17 protein-coding genes are annotated in these 14,955 nt (G+C 60.0%); 7 read left to right on the top strand and 10 right to left on the bottom strand.

Annotated elements, in window-relative coordinates; all coding sequences use genetic code 11:
- Positions 1–3: 3 nt before the first annotated feature.
- Positions 4–1,485, top strand: a complete 1,482-nt coding sequence (locus CEW89_RS10845; RefSeq protein WP_096805911.1) for an ArnT family glycosyltransferase — start codon at positions 4–6, stop codon at positions 1,483–1,485.
- 35 nt (positions 1,486–1,520) lie between these two features.
- Here CEW89_RS10845 and pheT read toward each other — a convergent pair whose 3' ends face one another.
- The 7 genes from pheT to pyk form a co-directional block, all read right to left on the bottom strand.
- Entirely contained in the window at positions 1,521–3,914 is a 2,394-nt protein-coding gene (pheT, locus tag CEW89_RS10850) for a phenylalanine--tRNA ligase subunit beta (protein ID WP_096805912.1), read from the bottom strand.
- A 129-nt stretch (positions 3,915–4,043) separates the two neighbouring features.
- Positions 4,044–4,487, bottom strand: a complete 444-nt coding sequence (locus tag CEW89_RS10855) for a hypothetical protein (protein WP_096805913.1) — start codon at positions 4,485–4,487, stop codon at positions 4,044–4,046.
- Positions 4,487–5,557: a phenylalanine--tRNA ligase subunit alpha gene (pheS, locus tag CEW89_RS10860; RefSeq protein WP_096805914.1), complete on the bottom strand. Its 1,071-nt coding sequence runs from the start codon at positions 5,555–5,557 to the stop codon at positions 4,487–4,489. Before pheS ends, CEW89_RS10855 begins: the two co-directional genes overlap by 1 nt.
- Before the next feature lie 181 nt (positions 5,558–5,738).
- Positions 5,739–6,101, bottom strand: a complete 363-nt coding sequence (rplT, locus tag CEW89_RS10865) for a 50S ribosomal protein L20 (protein ID WP_066702601.1) — start codon at positions 6,099–6,101, stop codon at positions 5,739–5,741.
- 16 nt (positions 6,102–6,117) lie between these two features.
- On the bottom strand, positions 6,118–6,318 hold the full coding sequence (rpmI, locus tag CEW89_RS10870; RefSeq protein ID WP_066702600.1) for a 50S ribosomal protein L35: 201 nt from the start codon (positions 6,316–6,318) through the stop codon (positions 6,118–6,120).
- Positions 6,319–6,441: 123 nt separating this feature from the next.
- Entirely contained in the window at positions 6,442–6,663 is a 222-nt protein-coding gene (locus tag CEW89_RS10875; protein WP_066702599.1) for a hypothetical protein, read from the bottom strand.
- 18 nt (positions 6,664–6,681) lie between these two features.
- Positions 6,682–8,130, bottom strand: coding sequence for a pyruvate kinase (gene pyk / locus CEW89_RS10880; protein ID WP_066702596.1), 1,449 nt, complete (start codon positions 8,128–8,130; stop codon positions 6,682–6,684).
- Positions 8,131–8,268: 138 nt separating this feature from the next.
- On the opposite strand from pyk, the gene CEW89_RS10885 reads away from it, so the two are divergent.
- The 5 genes from CEW89_RS10885 to CEW89_RS10905 are packed head-to-tail and all read left to right on the top strand — an operon-like array spanning position 8,269 to position 10,733.
- Positions 8,269–9,042, top strand: a complete 774-nt coding sequence (locus tag CEW89_RS10885) for an N-formylglutamate amidohydrolase (RefSeq protein ID WP_096805915.1) — start codon at positions 8,269–8,271, stop codon at positions 9,040–9,042.
- Between the two features lie 2 nt (positions 9,043–9,044).
- Positions 9,045–9,389 carry a 5-carboxymethyl-2-hydroxymuconate Delta-isomerase gene (locus CEW89_RS10890; protein ID WP_066702588.1) on the top strand — a complete coding sequence of 115 codons (345 nt, stop codon included), beginning with the start codon at positions 9,045–9,047 and terminating at the stop codon, positions 9,387–9,389.
- Positions 9,390–9,392: 3 nt separating this feature from the next.
- Complete coding sequence (locus CEW89_RS10895) at positions 9,393–9,722, top strand: DUF1244 domain-containing protein (RefSeq protein WP_066702587.1); 330 nt, start codon at positions 9,393–9,395, stop codon at positions 9,720–9,722.
- Positions 9,719–10,348 (top strand): DUF5671 domain-containing protein, encoded by a 630-nt coding sequence (locus CEW89_RS10900; RefSeq protein ID WP_066702586.1) that lies wholly within the window; start codon positions 9,719–9,721, stop codon positions 10,346–10,348. Before CEW89_RS10895 ends, CEW89_RS10900 begins: the two co-directional genes overlap by 4 nt.
- Positions 10,338–10,733, top strand: coding sequence for a hypothetical protein (locus tag CEW89_RS10905; RefSeq protein WP_066702584.1), 396 nt, complete (start codon positions 10,338–10,340; stop codon positions 10,731–10,733). The genes CEW89_RS10900 and CEW89_RS10905 overlap by 11 nt, the downstream gene beginning before the upstream one ends.
- 51 nt (positions 10,734–10,784) lie before the next feature.
- Here CEW89_RS10905 and CEW89_RS10910 read toward each other — a convergent pair whose 3' ends face one another.
- Genes CEW89_RS10910 through dgcN form a run of 3 tightly spaced genes read right to left on the bottom strand, consistent with a single transcriptional unit; the run spans position 10,785 to position 13,683 of the window.
- Positions 10,785–11,645, bottom strand: coding sequence for a D-amino-acid transaminase (locus tag CEW89_RS10910; RefSeq protein ID WP_096805916.1), 861 nt, complete (start codon positions 11,643–11,645; stop codon positions 10,785–10,787).
- 20 nt (positions 11,646–11,665) lie between these two features.
- Positions 11,666–12,634 (bottom strand): N-acetyl-D-Glu racemase DgcA, encoded by a 969-nt coding sequence (dgcA, locus tag CEW89_RS10915; RefSeq protein ID WP_096805917.1) that lies wholly within the window; start codon positions 12,632–12,634, stop codon positions 11,666–11,668.
- Positions 12,635–12,681: 47 nt separating this feature from the next.
- On the bottom strand, positions 12,682–13,683 hold the full coding sequence (gene dgcN, locus CEW89_RS10920; protein WP_096805918.1) for an N-acetyltransferase DgcN: 1,002 nt from the start codon (positions 13,681–13,683) through the stop codon (positions 12,682–12,684).
- A 281-nt stretch (positions 13,684–13,964) separates the two neighbouring features.
- On the opposite strand from dgcN, the gene CEW89_RS10925 reads away from it, so the two are divergent.
- Positions 13,965–14,924, top strand: a complete 960-nt coding sequence (locus tag CEW89_RS10925) for an L-malyl-CoA/beta-methylmalyl-CoA lyase (protein WP_096805919.1) — start codon at positions 13,965–13,967, stop codon at positions 14,922–14,924.
- The last annotated feature ends 31 nt before the right edge of the window (positions 14,925–14,955 follow it).

Here is a 14,955-nt window from a genome sequence, read left to right on the forward strand (position 1 = left end):
AAAATGGTCAGCACGCCGCATCCCATGTCGAGTAGAAAAGCAGATCGCATCTTCCTTGGCGTTGTCGTTGCCTATTTTACGATCCAAACGCTGTTGCGCACCTTTTTGGGAGGATCATTTGAGGTTGATGAGGCCGAAATGATCGCAATGGCGCGGGATTTTCGCCTCGGATACGGACCTCAGCTGCCGCTCTATAACTGGTTTCAGACTGCGGCATTCAAACTGTTCGGGTTCAACACATTTGCGCTGACCGTCACCAAGAACTTTTTGCTCTGCCTGACCTATGCCGGCGCCTATCTCGGCCTGCGTCAAAAGCTTCCCATCCGCCTATCGCTACTAGGCACGATGGGGCTGTTGCTTTTGCCAAACCTTTCCTTTGAAGGGCAACGAGCCGGGTCGCACTCGATTGCAATGTATGCTGCGATGGCGTGGACGCTTTACATCCTGCTTCGTCAGTGGCGAGCTCCCGATTTTGGAAACTGGATCGCGCTGGGGCTTTGTCTCGCGCTGGGCGGCCTTTCGAAATACAATTACTGGCTTTTCCCTCTAACCTTGTTCCTCACCGCGTATTGGCACAAGGACCTTCGCAGGACACTCTGGCGCCGTGAGCTTCTGATCAGTCTCGCGATTGCTGCAGCTTTCGTCGCCATCCCCTATGGATGGATCGCGACCCATATGGATCAGGCTCTGTCTTCGACCCAAAAATTCTATCACACCTCAAGCGGATCTTCACTGTCGCCGCGCCAACAAGGGGTCGTCGAGTTTTTCATCCAAAGCCTCGTCGCCATACTTCTGACCCTTCTGTCTCTTCTCGTTGCATGGCTCCCCAGCCGCAAAGCGTTGAGACGCGTGGCGGAAGATCAAGGCATCGGCCTTTGGCTGATCCGAGCGGGCGCACTTGGGTTGGTAATCTCCCTGATCGGCGTGATTGCCTCTGGCAGCAGCGATGTGCAAGCGCGATGGCTGTTGCCCGCGCTTATCCCACTATCGACCGGTTTGATGCTTTGGATAGGCACTGCCCTTTCCGCGCGCGCCGGGCGCAACCTTTTGCGGTTTTGCGCGGTCCTCCCCCTGATCCTGATTGCGGCCATGGCGGATATTCGGCTGCGCGGCGCGGGGTCCGATTCACTCATGGTTGAGGTCCTTGCCGATCACATCGAAGACGCCTGCCCCGATGGTCCAATCGCCATCGATGCCCCCGGTTACTATTACCTCGGCAATTTACGGTACTATCACCCCAATTGGTTCACGCCATCAACGGCCACCATACACCTCATCCCTGAAAGTGTGCGCTGCTTTGTTTTAGTCGAAACTGCTGACCTCACACGCGTCGAAACGCTTCTGCAGAATTACAGCGTGCCTGCGTCCCGACTTCAGGGCCCCTCAAAGGCATACACAGCCACCCTGCCCTATCGGTTCGAAGACCCCGATGTGACCCGCGATGTGCCCTATATCATCATCCCATTGAAAAACGGCGCCCCGTAAGGCGCCGTTTCTTTTCCGTTCACGTGGCTTGCGCCTCAGCCGCGCAGCGTACCACCGGTGGCTTTTTCGACCTTGGCAATGATCTTCGCCGAAAGCTCTTCGAGGTCTTTTTCCTTGAGCGTACCGCCCGTCGGCTGGATGCGCACGGTGATTGCCAGAGATTTCTTGTCCTCGCCCAGAGAGCCGCCGATGAACTCGTCAAAGACGCGCACCTCTTCGATCAGCGCCTTGTCGGCGCCCCCGGCTGCGTTCACCAGATCAAGCGCGTTGACGCCCTTGTCGACGACAAAGGCAAAGTCGCGTTCGACCGCTTGCAGATCATTGGTGAAAAACGCCGACCGTGCGATTTTATTGCCGCGCGGCATCGGGGCTTCTTCGAGGTGGACGGTAAAGGCCACGGCGGTGCCTTTGACGCCCATCTCTTTCAAGACCTTCGGGTGCAGCTCGCCGAACTCGGCCAGAACCTTTTTCGGCCCGAGGCAGATTTTCCCCGAGCGGCCCGGATGGAACCACGGCGAGGTGTCGCGCAGGATTTGCGCTTTTGCGGGCGCGCCGATGGCGGCCAAAACGGCCTCGGCATCGGCTTTCGCGTCATAAAGATCGTAGCTGCGGCGTTCGCCATGCACGTCTTTCGCCCCCGTTGCCCCGACACGCAGACCAGAGATTTGCGCACGCTGCTCGCCCGGCTCACCACCGAAGAAGGCAGGACCGCATTCGAACAGGTTCAGATCCGCAAAACCCCGCGCCTGGTTGCGCGTGGCCGCCGCCAGAAGGCCGGGCAAAAGGTCCGGGCGCATGTGGCTCATCTCGGAACTGATCGGGTTTTCAAGACGTACGGCATCGGAGCCTCCACCGAAGAGTTCCGCAGATTTCTGGTCGATGAAGCTGTAGGTCACGCATTCGTTGAACCCGAGGCCCGCCGCCTGATGGCGCGCAGCACTTTCGCGCACCTGCATCGGGGTCAGGATTTGCTTGGCCACGCCGGAGGGGCGTGTCATCGGCTTCGGCTCCAAATGCGTCAGGCTTTCAACACGGGCGACCTCTTCGACCAGATCGGCCTCGCCCAGCACGTCGGGACGCCAGCTCGGCACGCTTGCCATGTCGCCGTCCATCACGAAGCCCAAGGACTCGAGGATCGCCACCTGACGTTCCGCCGGGATGTCCATGCCGACCAGCGATTGCACCCGATCGGTGTCGAGCTTGTAGCTCCGCGACACGTCCGGCACTTCGCCTGCGATCACAACCTCAGAGGCCTCACCACCGCAGAGTTCAAGGATCATCGCCGTCGCATCGTCCAGCGCCTGCATGTTGTAGGCCGGGTCGATGCCGCGTTCGTTGCGATAACGGGCATCGGAGTTGATCTTGAGCGCACGGCCGCCTTTGGCGATGTCGAGATGGTTCCAGAACGCCGCCTCGACAAACACATCCGTGGTCTCATCCGAACAGCCGGTCTCTTCGCCGCCCATGATGCCGCCGATGCTCTCGACCTTGCCCCCGGAGAAGATGCACATCGCGCCTTCCGGCATCTTGTAGGTCTTCTCGTCAAGCGCCAGCAACTCTTCGCCGCCTTTCGCGCGGTCGATCACCAGACCGTCTTTCACCGTCGCCGCGTCGAAGACGTGCAGCGGGCGGTTGCGGTCGTAGGTGAAGAAGTTGGTGACATCGACCAGAATGGAGATCGGGCGCAGACCGATGGCCAGCAGGCGATCCTGCAACCATTTCGGCGAGGGGCCGTTTTTGACGCCTTTGATCAGACGCCCGCCAAACACATGACACCCGTCTTTCGCGGCCTCGGTGATCTCCACCGAGATCGGGTTCGGGAATTTCGCCTCGACCGTTTCCACCTTGAGCGGTTTCAACGTGCCAAGACCCCGCGCCGCGAGGTCGCGGGCGATGCCGTGGACACCCAACGCATCGGGGCGGTTCGGGGTGATGGCGATTTCAATCACCGGATCGACCTTGGACGGCTGATGTTTCGCCAGCCAGTCGGCGAACTCCATACCAATCTCGCCATCTTCCAGCTCGATGATGCCATTGTGCTCGTCCGACAGCTCCAGCTCGCGCTCAGACGCCATCATGCCATGGCTCTCGACGCCGCGGATTTTGCCGACGGAAATGGTGATGTCGAGGCCGGGGATATACATGCCGGGTTTCGCCAAAACGGCGGTGATCCCCGCACGGGCATTGGGCGCGCCACAGACGATCTGGGTCATGCCCTCGTCGGTCTCGACCTGACAGACCCGCAACTTGTCGGCGTCGGGGTGTTTCTCGGCCTCTTTGACCTTCACCAGCTTAAAGCCCTTGAGCTTGTCCGCCGGGTTCTCGACGCCTTCGACCTCAAGCCCGAGATCGGTCAGCGCGTAAAGGATGTCATCGAGGGAGGCCTCGGTTTCCAGATGCTCTTTGAGCCAGGAGAGTGTGAATTTCATCTTCGGGTCTCCTTATGGGAGAAGTTAATCTTTGCAGGGACGAGCGGCGCGCGCGACCCGGGGTGGGCGTTCACGCCCGCCCATGGGGCGGGTCGGGCGTGACGCGGGGCTGACACCCCGCGAAATTGATCATTTAAGCAAATCTGCTTTCATTTCCTTGATCAAAGCGCTTCGTAGATTGGGTTTACTCTCCTGATCTTGGGCATCAGTCGCGGAAGTTGTTTCCCTCACTAATTTATGCGCCATAGCCGTTATCTCATCTGGCGCATACATACCTAAGAGCGTGGCTAAACTGATCAACTCAGTGAAAACCTTTCTTTCTGTATGATCGCCCTCGGTAATTTGTCTTTCGACTACATATTCCAAGTGCACGGCGAGGAAATCGACGTAAACTTTGCGCTTTTCTTCGTGTAGGCGTTCAGAACGATCTACTTGCTTCTGGAAACGGTAGAGTGAGAAACCACCGAATGCGATCACAATCGATGTGAACAATGGCATCCAGTCGGAGATACTACCCAACCACGAAAAATCGCGGCAGATGTTTTCACATGCCGTGATTGTTTCGCTTGCCATTACCCGTGAATCCCCCCCGCCAGCGTCGGCGTGCCCAGAGCGCTAAACCCATAGTGACGCAGCCAGCGCAGGTCCGAGTCAAAGAACGCCCGCAAATCCGGGATGCCGTATTTCAGCATCGCCAGACGGTCGATCCCCATTCCGAAGGCAAAGCCTTGCCACTCCTTCGGGTCGATGCCGCCGGCGGTCAGGACTTTGGGGTGCATCATGCCGGAGCCGAGGACTTCGAGCCAGTCGTCGCCCTCGCCCACGGTCACGGTGCCGTTTTCCCATTTGCACTGCACGTCGACCTCGGCGGAGGGTTCCGTGAAGGGGAAGTGCGAGGCGCGGAAGCGGGTTTTCACCTTGGTGCCGAAAAACGCGGTGTAGAACTCTTCGAGCACCCATTTCAGGTTCGCCATGGAGATGTCCTTGTCGATGGCCATGCCTTCGACCTGGTGGAACATCGGCGTGTGGGTCTGGTCGTAGTCGGAGCGATAGACACGGCCCGGCGCGATGATGCGGATCGGCGCGCCTTGGTCAATCATCGAGCGGATTTGCACCGGCGACGTATGGGTGCGCAGCACGTTCGGCGCACGCTCGTCGCCCTCGGCGCGGTGCATGTAGAAAGTGTCATGCTCCTGGCGCGCCGGGTGGTTCGGCGCGATGTTGAGCGCGTCGAAGTTGTGGAAATCGTCCTCGATCTGCGGGCCTTCGGCGACGGCGAAACCGAGATCGGCGAAGATCGCGTAGATTTCCTCAGACACACGCGAGATCGGGTGAATGGTCCCTTGCGGACGCTGACGCCCCGGCAGGGTGACGTCGAGCCATTCCTCGGCCAGACGCGCGTCCAGAGCAGCGTCTTCCAGCGCGACCTTCTTGGCGGCCAGAGCGGAATTGATCTCGTCCTTGAGGGCGTTGAGTTGCGGCCCCATGACCTGACGCTCTTCCGGGCTCATCTTGCCCAGTTCGCGCATTTTGAGTGCCACTTCGCCTTTTTTGCCGACCGCCTGAAGACGGATGTCCTCAAGCGTCGCCTCGTCCCCCGCCTGCAAGATCGCGGTGAGGTATTTGTTCTTCAGATCGTCCATCTGAACCCCTCGTATTCATTGGTCCCCGCCTCGATACCACGGGAGACCCAAAAGACAAGAAGCCGCGAGACCCCATGAGGTCCGCGGCTTCAAAAATGTATGGTCTCTTCCAAGCAATGGCGAGAAAATCGTGAACGATTTTCGACTCGGACATTGCGCCCACTAAAGAGGCGTAGAGAGCTTACGCGAGCGCGGCCTTCGCCTTTTCGACGATGGCACCAAATGCTTCCGGCTCGTTGATGGCGAGATCGGAGAGAACCTTACGGTCAACTTCGATGCCAGCCAGCGACAGGCCGTTGATGAATTTGGAGTAGGTCAGCGCTTCGTCATGCGAACGCACGGCGGCGTTGATCCGCTGGATCCACAGAGCGCGGAAGTTGCGCTTGCGGGCTTTACGGTCGCGGGTCGCGTACTGGTTGGCCTTGTCGACGGCCTGGGTCGCGGTGCGGAAGTTCCGGGAACGGGCGCCGTAGTAACCTTTGGCGGCCTTCAGAACTTTTTTGTGACGGGCGTGGGTAACGGTACCACCTTTGGTGCGGGACATGTGTCTCTACTCCTGATTAGCGGTTGTACGGCATGTAGCCTTTGACGATCTTCGCGTCGGGCGCGGAGAGCGTCGTGGTGCCACGAGCGTCACGGATGAACTTGGTGGTGCGTTTGATCATGCCATGGCGTTTGCCGGCCTGACCCGCTTTGACCTTGCCGGTGGCGGTCATTTTGAAGCGCTTCTTCGCGCTCGACTTCGTCTTCATCTTAGGCATTTCCATCTCCTTTATGGGGTGGTTTTCAACGCGACTCGGCATGCCATACCGCCGGACGCGTCCCATGAGCGGCTGCCAGTACAGCCGATCCCTTGTATTTGCAAGCCTTGCGCGTGCGGTTTCTCAGAAAAATCTGCCGAGAACCCGGATCAGGGCCTCGGGGAACTCCGCAAACGCGTATCCCCCGGGACGCAAGAGCAAAGCCGAAAGCACCATGCCGCCCCCGATCAGCACAAGCCAGATGGCGGTGCGGGGGCGACGGCTTTCGGAAAAGGCGCTGGCCGCCGAGGTCAGGGCCAGACAGCATAGAAGCGATCCCAACACGAGGAAAAGATCGGTATCCATCGCGGCCCTGTTCCCCGGTTATTCCGGGTCGGTGTTGAAGATCAGACGCTCTTCACACGGCGCGACCCGCAGAATGTTGGTCGAACCAGCATGGTTGAACGGAATACCCGCGACCACGACGATCTTGTCGGCCTCGGTCGCAAAACCCGAAGTCCGCGCAGCCCGCGCCGCATTGACCACGGCCATCTTGAAGCGCTCGACCTCACCGGTCATCACGCAATGCATGCCCCAGTAGAGGCAGAGCTTGCGCGCGGTGTTGCGGCGCGACGTCATGGCAATGATCGGCACATGCGGACGTTCACGCGCGGTCAGCGCCGCGGTGGTGCCGCTCTCGGAGTAGCACACGATGGCTTTCACGTCGGTGGTCTCGGCGATCTCGCGCGCCGCGGACACGATGGCGTCCGCAACCGTCTGTTTCTTGATCCCCGCCCGCGAGGCGTCGAGCACATCGCGATACACCGGATCGTTTTCCACCGACATGGCGACGTTGTTCATCGTCGTGACCGCCTCAACCGGGTAATTGCCCGCCGCAGATTCAGCCGACAACATGATCGCATCGGCGCCCTCATAGATGGCGGTTGCCACGTCGGACACTTCGGCGCGGGTCGGCATCGGGCTTTCGATCATGCTTTCGAGCATCTGCGTCGCCACGATCACCGGCTTGGCCGCTGCACGACACCGGCGCGTCAGGCGTTTCTGGATCGGCGGAACGGCCTGCACCGGCAGTTCGACGCCCAAATCGCCACGGGCCACCATGATCCCGTCGGACACGGCGAGAATGCTCTCGAACGCTTCGACGGCAGAGGGCTTTTCGATCTTCGCCAGCACCGAGGCACGGCCTTTCACAAGCTCCTTGGCCTCCAGCATGTCTTCCGGGCGCTGCACGAAAGACAGCGCGACCCAGTCGACGCCCAGCTCGCAGACGAATTCGAGATCCTTGCGGTCCTTCGGCGACAGCGCGGCCAGCGGCAGCACCACATCCGGCACGTTCACGCCCTTGCGGTTGGAAATCGTACCGCCCACGGTCACGACACAATCGGCATAATCGGGGCCGCACTCTTCGACCTTGAGACGGATTTTCCCGTCGTTGACCAGAAGCGTCGCGCCCGGTTTCAACGCGGCGAAAATTTCAGGATGCGGCAGTTGCACCCGGTCGCCATTGCCCGGCGCATCGTCGAGATCGAGGCGGAACTTGTCGCCTTCTTCGAGATCGTGCGCGCCATGGGCAAATTTCCCGACCCGCAGCTTCGGTCCCTGCAAATCCGCGAGAATCGCGATGGGGCGGCCAAGATCGGTCTCGATCTTGCGGATGATGGCGTGGCGGGCACGGATTTCCTCGTGATCGCCATGGCTCATGTTCAGTCGGAACACATCGGCGCCCGCTTCGGAAAGCGCGCGGATGGTGTCGTAATCATTGGAGGACGGGCCCAGTGTGGCCACGATTTTCACATTCCGAAGGCGTCTCATAACGGCCTGATGTCCTTTCGGTCTTTTTACGTTTCGCGGTGGGCCACCTTCTCTATGACGCAAAGAAGACGCTGGCACAACTGGCCCTGCCTGCGCAAAGCGCGTATTGCAGTCGTGACAGGCAAAGGTGACGCAAAAATGACCGATCATCCCCCATTTCGCATCGACGGCCCCGACAGACCGGGGCGCTGGCTGATCACCTGCGACCATGCAACGAACCGGGTGCCGCCGGAAATCGGTCCCGATCTCGGCATCGGCCCGGAGGATATGGCACGGCATATCGCCTATGATGTCGGCGCCTTGGGAGTAAGCCGGGAGTTGGGGAACCTCTTGGACAGTCCGATAATTCATACGGATTTTTCCCGCCTGGTGATCGACCCGAACCGGGGCGAGGACGATCCGACACTGGTGATGAAGCTCTATGACGGCACGCTCATTCCGCGCAACCGGCACGCCGATGATGCGGAGGTGGAGCGGCGGCTGGCGCTGTTTCATCGCCCCTATCACGCGGCCTATGAGGCGCTTTGCGAGACCCGTGATAACGTAGTGATCTGTGCGGTGCACAGTTTCACACCGCAACTGAAAAACCGCCCGCGCCGCCCCTGGCAGGTCGGCATTCTGTCAGCCTATGACCGGCGCTTTACCGATCCGTTCATCTCAGCTCTTGAAGCCTCCAAGACGCTGCAGGCCGAGGCGGAAAAGATCGGCGAGCGTTTGGTCATCGGCGACAATGAACCCTATGACGGCCACCTGCCCGGCGACGCCATAGACCGCCATGCGCTGCACCACGGACGGCTTAATCTTTTGATCGAAATCCGCTCCGATCTGATCGAAACTGCGGCGCACCAGGCCCATTGGGCCGCGCTCCTCGCCCCCATTCTTCAAGACACTCTGACAGAGACAGGATTGTAACCATGCCCCATGTCGTTATCGACTTCGCCGAAGGTTTAGAGCAGAGCCACAACATGTCGCAGCTTTGCGAAACCGTATTTGAAACCCTGATTTTAGACGTGGAAATCAACGCCCCGGCGCTCAAGGTCCGCGCACGGCCGCAACCGTTCTTCAAGATCGGCACGGAGCCCGCGACCTTTGCCCATGCAACGCTCTATCTGCTCGAAGGTCGCGATGACGAGACAAAGGCGCGCTTGTCGGATATCGTGTTGCAAGCGATGGATCAGGTCCTGCCGACGGTCGGCAGCCTGTCCGTCGATGTGCGGGATATGAATAAACTGGCCTATGCCAAACGCGTGAAAGGGTAAGCGATGCAGGAGATTGACGACAAAACCATGGTGGAGATCGAAGCCGCCGCGTTTCGCACGCTGCGCGATCACCTCATGACCAAACGTCCCGATGTGCAGAACATCGACATGATGAACCTCGCAGGTTTCTGTCGGAATTGCCTGTCGCGCTGGGTTCAGGAAGCGGCTAATGCCCGCGGCATCGAGATGACCAAGGACGAGGCGCGCGAATTGTACTACGGCATGCCCTATGAGGACTGGAAAGCCCGGAACCAGACGGAGGCAGATGCCGCCAAACAGGAGGCGTTCACCAAGGCCTTTGCCGAGAATGTCGGCACGGACAAGCAAAAATGAAGCCCGCCGATCAGCTCGCACAATTCGTCCGCGAAGCGCTGATTTCGGGCCGCAGCCGCGACGAGATCACGATGGCACTCTCGGAGGCTGGCTGGGCCAGAACCGAGGTCGAGGATGCGCTCGCAACATGGGCAGAAAGCTCCTTTACCCCGCCGATCCCCCGCCCGCGCCCCTATGTTTCCGCGAAAGAGGCGTTTTTCTACGCGTTGATGTTCGTGGCGCTCGGCATGACCGCATGGCACATTGTCGATCTCGGGTTTGACCTGATCGAACGCTGGATGTCGGACATGGATACCTCCTCATGGAGCAATCGCTCGATGCGCTGGTCGATTTCGGCGCTCATCGTCTTCTTCCCGCTGTTCATGCTGATGCAACGGACGGAAATCCGCAGCCTCGCCCGAGACCCGAGCCGCAAACGCTCCGCCGTGCGCAAATGGTTCGGCTACATCGCCCTGTTTCTCTCATCCCTGGCGCTTCTGGGCGATGTTCTGAGCGCAATCTACGCGCTTTTGAACGGGGATATGACATTGGAATTCATTCTCAAGCTTCTGCTCGTGGGCGCCGTTGCCGGAACCGTATTCGGTTATTTCCAGGGTGCCATGAAGGACGCCGAAGATGGTGCCTGAGCGCTGGCCGCAACTGGCGCTTACACTGCTTGTCGCAGGCGTTCTGCTGGCTGGCATCCTGGCCGTCGGCGGGCCGGAAGCCGGCCGGAGTGAACGACGCGACGACCAGCGCTATTGGGATCTGATCGCCTATCAGAGCCAATTGATCTGCCTCGCCCGTGCCAAGGGCGGTTCCTCCCTCCCCACAACGCTCGAGGATACAACGACCTGTTCCATCAATCTGTCGGAGCACGCAATCTTGCCGGAGGAAGGCTATCGCTACCTGCCGCAGGCGGGCGGCGACTATCGGTTTTGCGCCAGGTTCGAGGATGTCGACCGCCTGCGTGACAGGCAAGGTCGCAAGGACATCAGCCGGGACGGCTGCATCAGCGGCAAGATCGACTGACCGAAAAAAGGCCCGCTGAGCGGGCCTTTTCAATCCGAATGAAACCCCGGTTTACACCGCGAGTTTCATCGCCTCTTCGAGATAAATCTCGCGCAGACGTTTGGCCACCGGACCCGGCGTGCCATCGCCCAGCGCTGCCCCGTCGATCTCGACGATCGGCTGAACGAAGGCGGTGGCGGAGGTGGAGAAAGCCTCGTCCGCAGCTTGTGCTTCTTCGATGGTGAAGAGACGTTCTTCGATCTGCATCTGCGCCTCGGCGGCAAAGCGCAGCACGGCAGCACGGGTGATCCCGGCCAGAAGCTTGTTCGAAAGCTGACGGGTGATGATCTTGCCGTCCTTGACAATATAGGCGTTGTTCGAGCTGCCCTCGGTCACATAGCCGTCCTCAACGAACCACGCGTCATCGCAGCCAACCTTGTGCGCCGCCATTTTCGCCATCGAGGCACCCAGGAGTTGCACGGTCTTGATGTCGCGACGGGCCCAGCGCATTTCCTCGATGGAAATCACCTTGTAGCCTTTGTCGGCGGAGGCGGAGTTGCGCAGGTTCTTCTTCTGGGTGAAGAGCACCAGCGTCGGTTTGACCTTCTCCGGATCGGGGTATTCGAACGCCCGGTCGTCATCGGCGCCACGGGAGATTTGCAAGTACACGCCACCTTCGTCGATGTCGTTGAGTTCAACGAGCTTGCGGTGAATTTCCAGAAGCTCGTCCATCGTGACCGGCGCGGTCATGTCCAGCTCTTTCAGCGAGCGTTCGAGGCGGTTCTTGTGCCCCTCGAAGTCGATCAGCTTGCCATCCAGAACCGAGGTCACCTCGTAGACGGCATCGCCCATCAGGAACCCACGGTCGAAAATCGACACTTTGGCTTCGGTTTCCGGCAGGTACTCGCCGTTCACATAGACGGTGCGGGTCATTTCATTCTCCTTAAATGACATCAGCCCCAGAGGGCGCGCGCCGGCGGGTGTACCCCGTCCGCGTCGTATTTCAAAGGCTCGGCACGGTCTTCCGCCAAAAGCAAAGGCCCGTCAAGGTCCACCACGCGCGCGCCCTGAGCCACGATCACGGCAGGCGCCATCGCCAGAGAGGTGCCGACCATGCAGCCGACCATGATGCCATAGCCTTCGGCACGGGCCGCCTTGCGCAGCTCCAAGGCCTCGGTGAGCCCGCCGGTCTTGTCGAGCTTGATGTTGATCACATCGTATTTGCCCTTGAGATCCGGCAGGCTCGCCCGGTCGTGACAGGATTCGTCGGCGCAGACCGGAAGGGGCCTCTCAATCTCCGCCAACATGTCGTCCTGCCCGGCAGGCAAGGGTTGCTCCACAAGCTTCACGCCAAGTCGCACCAGATGCGGCGCGAGATCGGCATAGACCTCGGCACTCCAGCCCTCGTTGGCATCGACGATGATGTCCGATTTCGGCGCGCCGCGACGCACGGCTTCCAAACGCGCCATGTCGTCGGGCGTGCCGAGTTTGATTTTCAACAAAGGCCGGTGCGCATGTTTGGCGGCAGAGGCCTGCATCTCTTCGGGAGACGCAAGCGACAGCGTATAGGCCGTGACCATCGGGATCGGGGCGGGCAGGTCCAGCATGTCCCAAACCCGCTTGCCCGCCTGCTTCGCCGCCAGATCCCAAAGCGCACAGTCGACCGCATTGCGCGCGGCCCCCGGTTCAAGCACCTCCTGCAGCGTCGCACGCCTGATGTCTTCGGGAAGGGCCTCGATCTGCGCCGTCACAGAGTCGAGACTTTCGCCATAGCGCGCATAGGGCACGCATTCGCCCCAGCCCTCATGCACCCCGTCGGTCGCGCGGACCGTGACCACCTTGGCCTCCGTGCGCGATCCGCGGGAAATGGTGAACACTTCCGCGAGACGAAAGTTCTCTTGCGTGACGGTCAGCTTGGTCATGAGGCCCTCCGAATTCCGCTGGTCTTGCCTGTCTTGTCTTCTGCGTCTTACAACGCGGCAAGCGCATCGGCCAGACGGCCGGCACCCTGACGGAACGGATCGACCGTCGGCAGACCCATGTCTTCTTCGACCTTGGCGAGATAGGCCAGCGCCTCGTCATCGGACAGGTGCTGGGTGTTGATCGAGATGCCAACCACCTTACAGTCCGGGTTCGCGACTTTCGCCAAATTCAGAGCGGTGTCACGCAACGCTTCGAGCGACGGAAGGGCAAATCCCGGCAAACCGCGCATATGCTCGCGGGTCGGCTCATGGCACAGGACCAGCGCATCCGGCTGACCGCCATGCACCAGCGCCATGGTCACGCCGGAATAAGACACGTGGAACAGGCTGCCCTGACCTTCGATGAGGTCCCAGTGATCCGCATCGTTGTCCGGGGTGAGATATTCGATGGAGCCCGCCATGAAATCCGCGATCACGGCATCGAGCGGCACACCGTCGCCGGTGATCAGGATGCCGGTCTGGCCGGTGGCGCGGAAGGTCGATTTCATGCCCTTGTCGCGCATGGATTTGTCCATCGCCAGAGCCGTGTACATCTTGCCCACGGAACAATCGGTGCCGACCGCGAGGCAGCGTTTGCCGGTCCGCTTGATCCCGTTGGCAATCGGATATTTCACCGAGGGAATGCGCACATCATGCAAGCTGCGACCAAAGGTTTTCGCCACGGCGGCAAGATCTTCCTCGTCCCGCAGCAGGTTGTGCAGGCCGGAAGCGATGTCGAACCCCTCTTCGAGCGCATCGATGAGAACCTTTTTCCACGCCTGACTGATCACACCACCACGGTTGGCGACACCGATCACCAGGGTCTTGGCACCCGCGGCTTTGGCAGCCTTGAGGTCCATATCCGGCAGTTTCATATCGGCCTTGCAGCCCTCCATACGGAACTGGCCGAGGGCGAATTCGGGGCGCCAATCCTTGATTCCTTGCGCCACTTTCGCGGCCAGTTGGTCAGGGGCGTCGCCGAGGAAAAGAAGATACGGGGTTTCGATCATGGTGCAGCACTCCGGTTGCGTTTGTCCCAGAGTGACCGAGATTCGATGCAAGGTGCTTCGGATTTTGTGTCAGCGGGACTGACGGAATGGGAGAATATCCCGACAATAACTCAATTATTGGGATAAAAATTTGATTGATTAGGAAATAAGCAGCTTTAAAACTCTACTTTCTCCAATCTTTCGGGACATGCCGCAGACGCAAAATCCTCATTGCCACGCAGTGCGTAAGATAATAACAATGCATTCGACATTTTGGAAATATCATTGCGAGAGGAGCGCCAATGTCCTTCCGACTCCAGCCCACCCCCGTGGAACGCCCGAACCGTTGCCAGTTGTTCGGCCCAGGATCGAACACGAAACTCTTCCCGAAAATGGCCGCCTCCGCAGCGGATGTGATCAATCTCGATCTCGAAGATTCGGTCGCACCCTCGGACAAGGATGTGGCCCGCGCCAATATCATCGAGGCGATCAACACGATTGATTGGGGCAAAAAAACCCTCGCCGTGCGCATCAACTCGCTCGACACACCCTATTGGTATCGCGATGTCGTGGACCTCTTGGAACAGGCAGGTGAGCGGCTCGATCAGATCATGATCCCGAAAGTCGGTTGCGCCGAGGACATCTATGCGGTCGACGCGCTGGTCACCGCGATCGAGCGCGCCAAGGGCCGCACAAAGAAGATCAATTTCGAAGTCATCATCGAATCCGCCGCTGGCATCGCCCATGTCGAAGAGATCGCCGCCAGCTCTCCGCGTCTCGTCGCCATGAGCCTTGGAGCGGCGGATTTCGCGGCCTCCATGGGCATGCAAACCACCGGCATCGGCGGCACGCAGGAGAATTACTACATGCTGCACGGCGACACGCGGCATTATTCCGATCCGTGGCATTGGGCACAGGCCGCCATCGTCGCCGCCTGTCGCACCCACGGCGTGCTGCCGGTCGATGGGCCGTTCGGCGATTTCTCCGATGACGAGGGCTACCGGGCGCAGGCACGGCGTTCCGCAACGCTCGGCATGGTCGGCAAATGGGCGATCCACCCGAAACAGATCGCGCTGGCCAACGAAGTGTTCACCCCCTCCGAGGAGGCCGTCACCGAGGCCCGCGAAATCCTCGCCGCGATGGAACAGGCCAAGGCCAATGGCGAAGGCGCGACCGTTTACAAAGGCCGTTTGGTCGACATCGCCTCGATCAAACAGGCCGAGGTCATCGTGGCCCAATCCGAGTTGATCGCGAACTCCTGAAATCCCTCCGACCGTGCGGGGAGGCACGGCC

This window comes from Celeribacter ethanolicus, from assembly GCF_002407265.1.
Lineage (GTDB): Bacteria > Pseudomonadota > Alphaproteobacteria > Rhodobacterales > Rhodobacteraceae > Celeribacter > Celeribacter ethanolicus.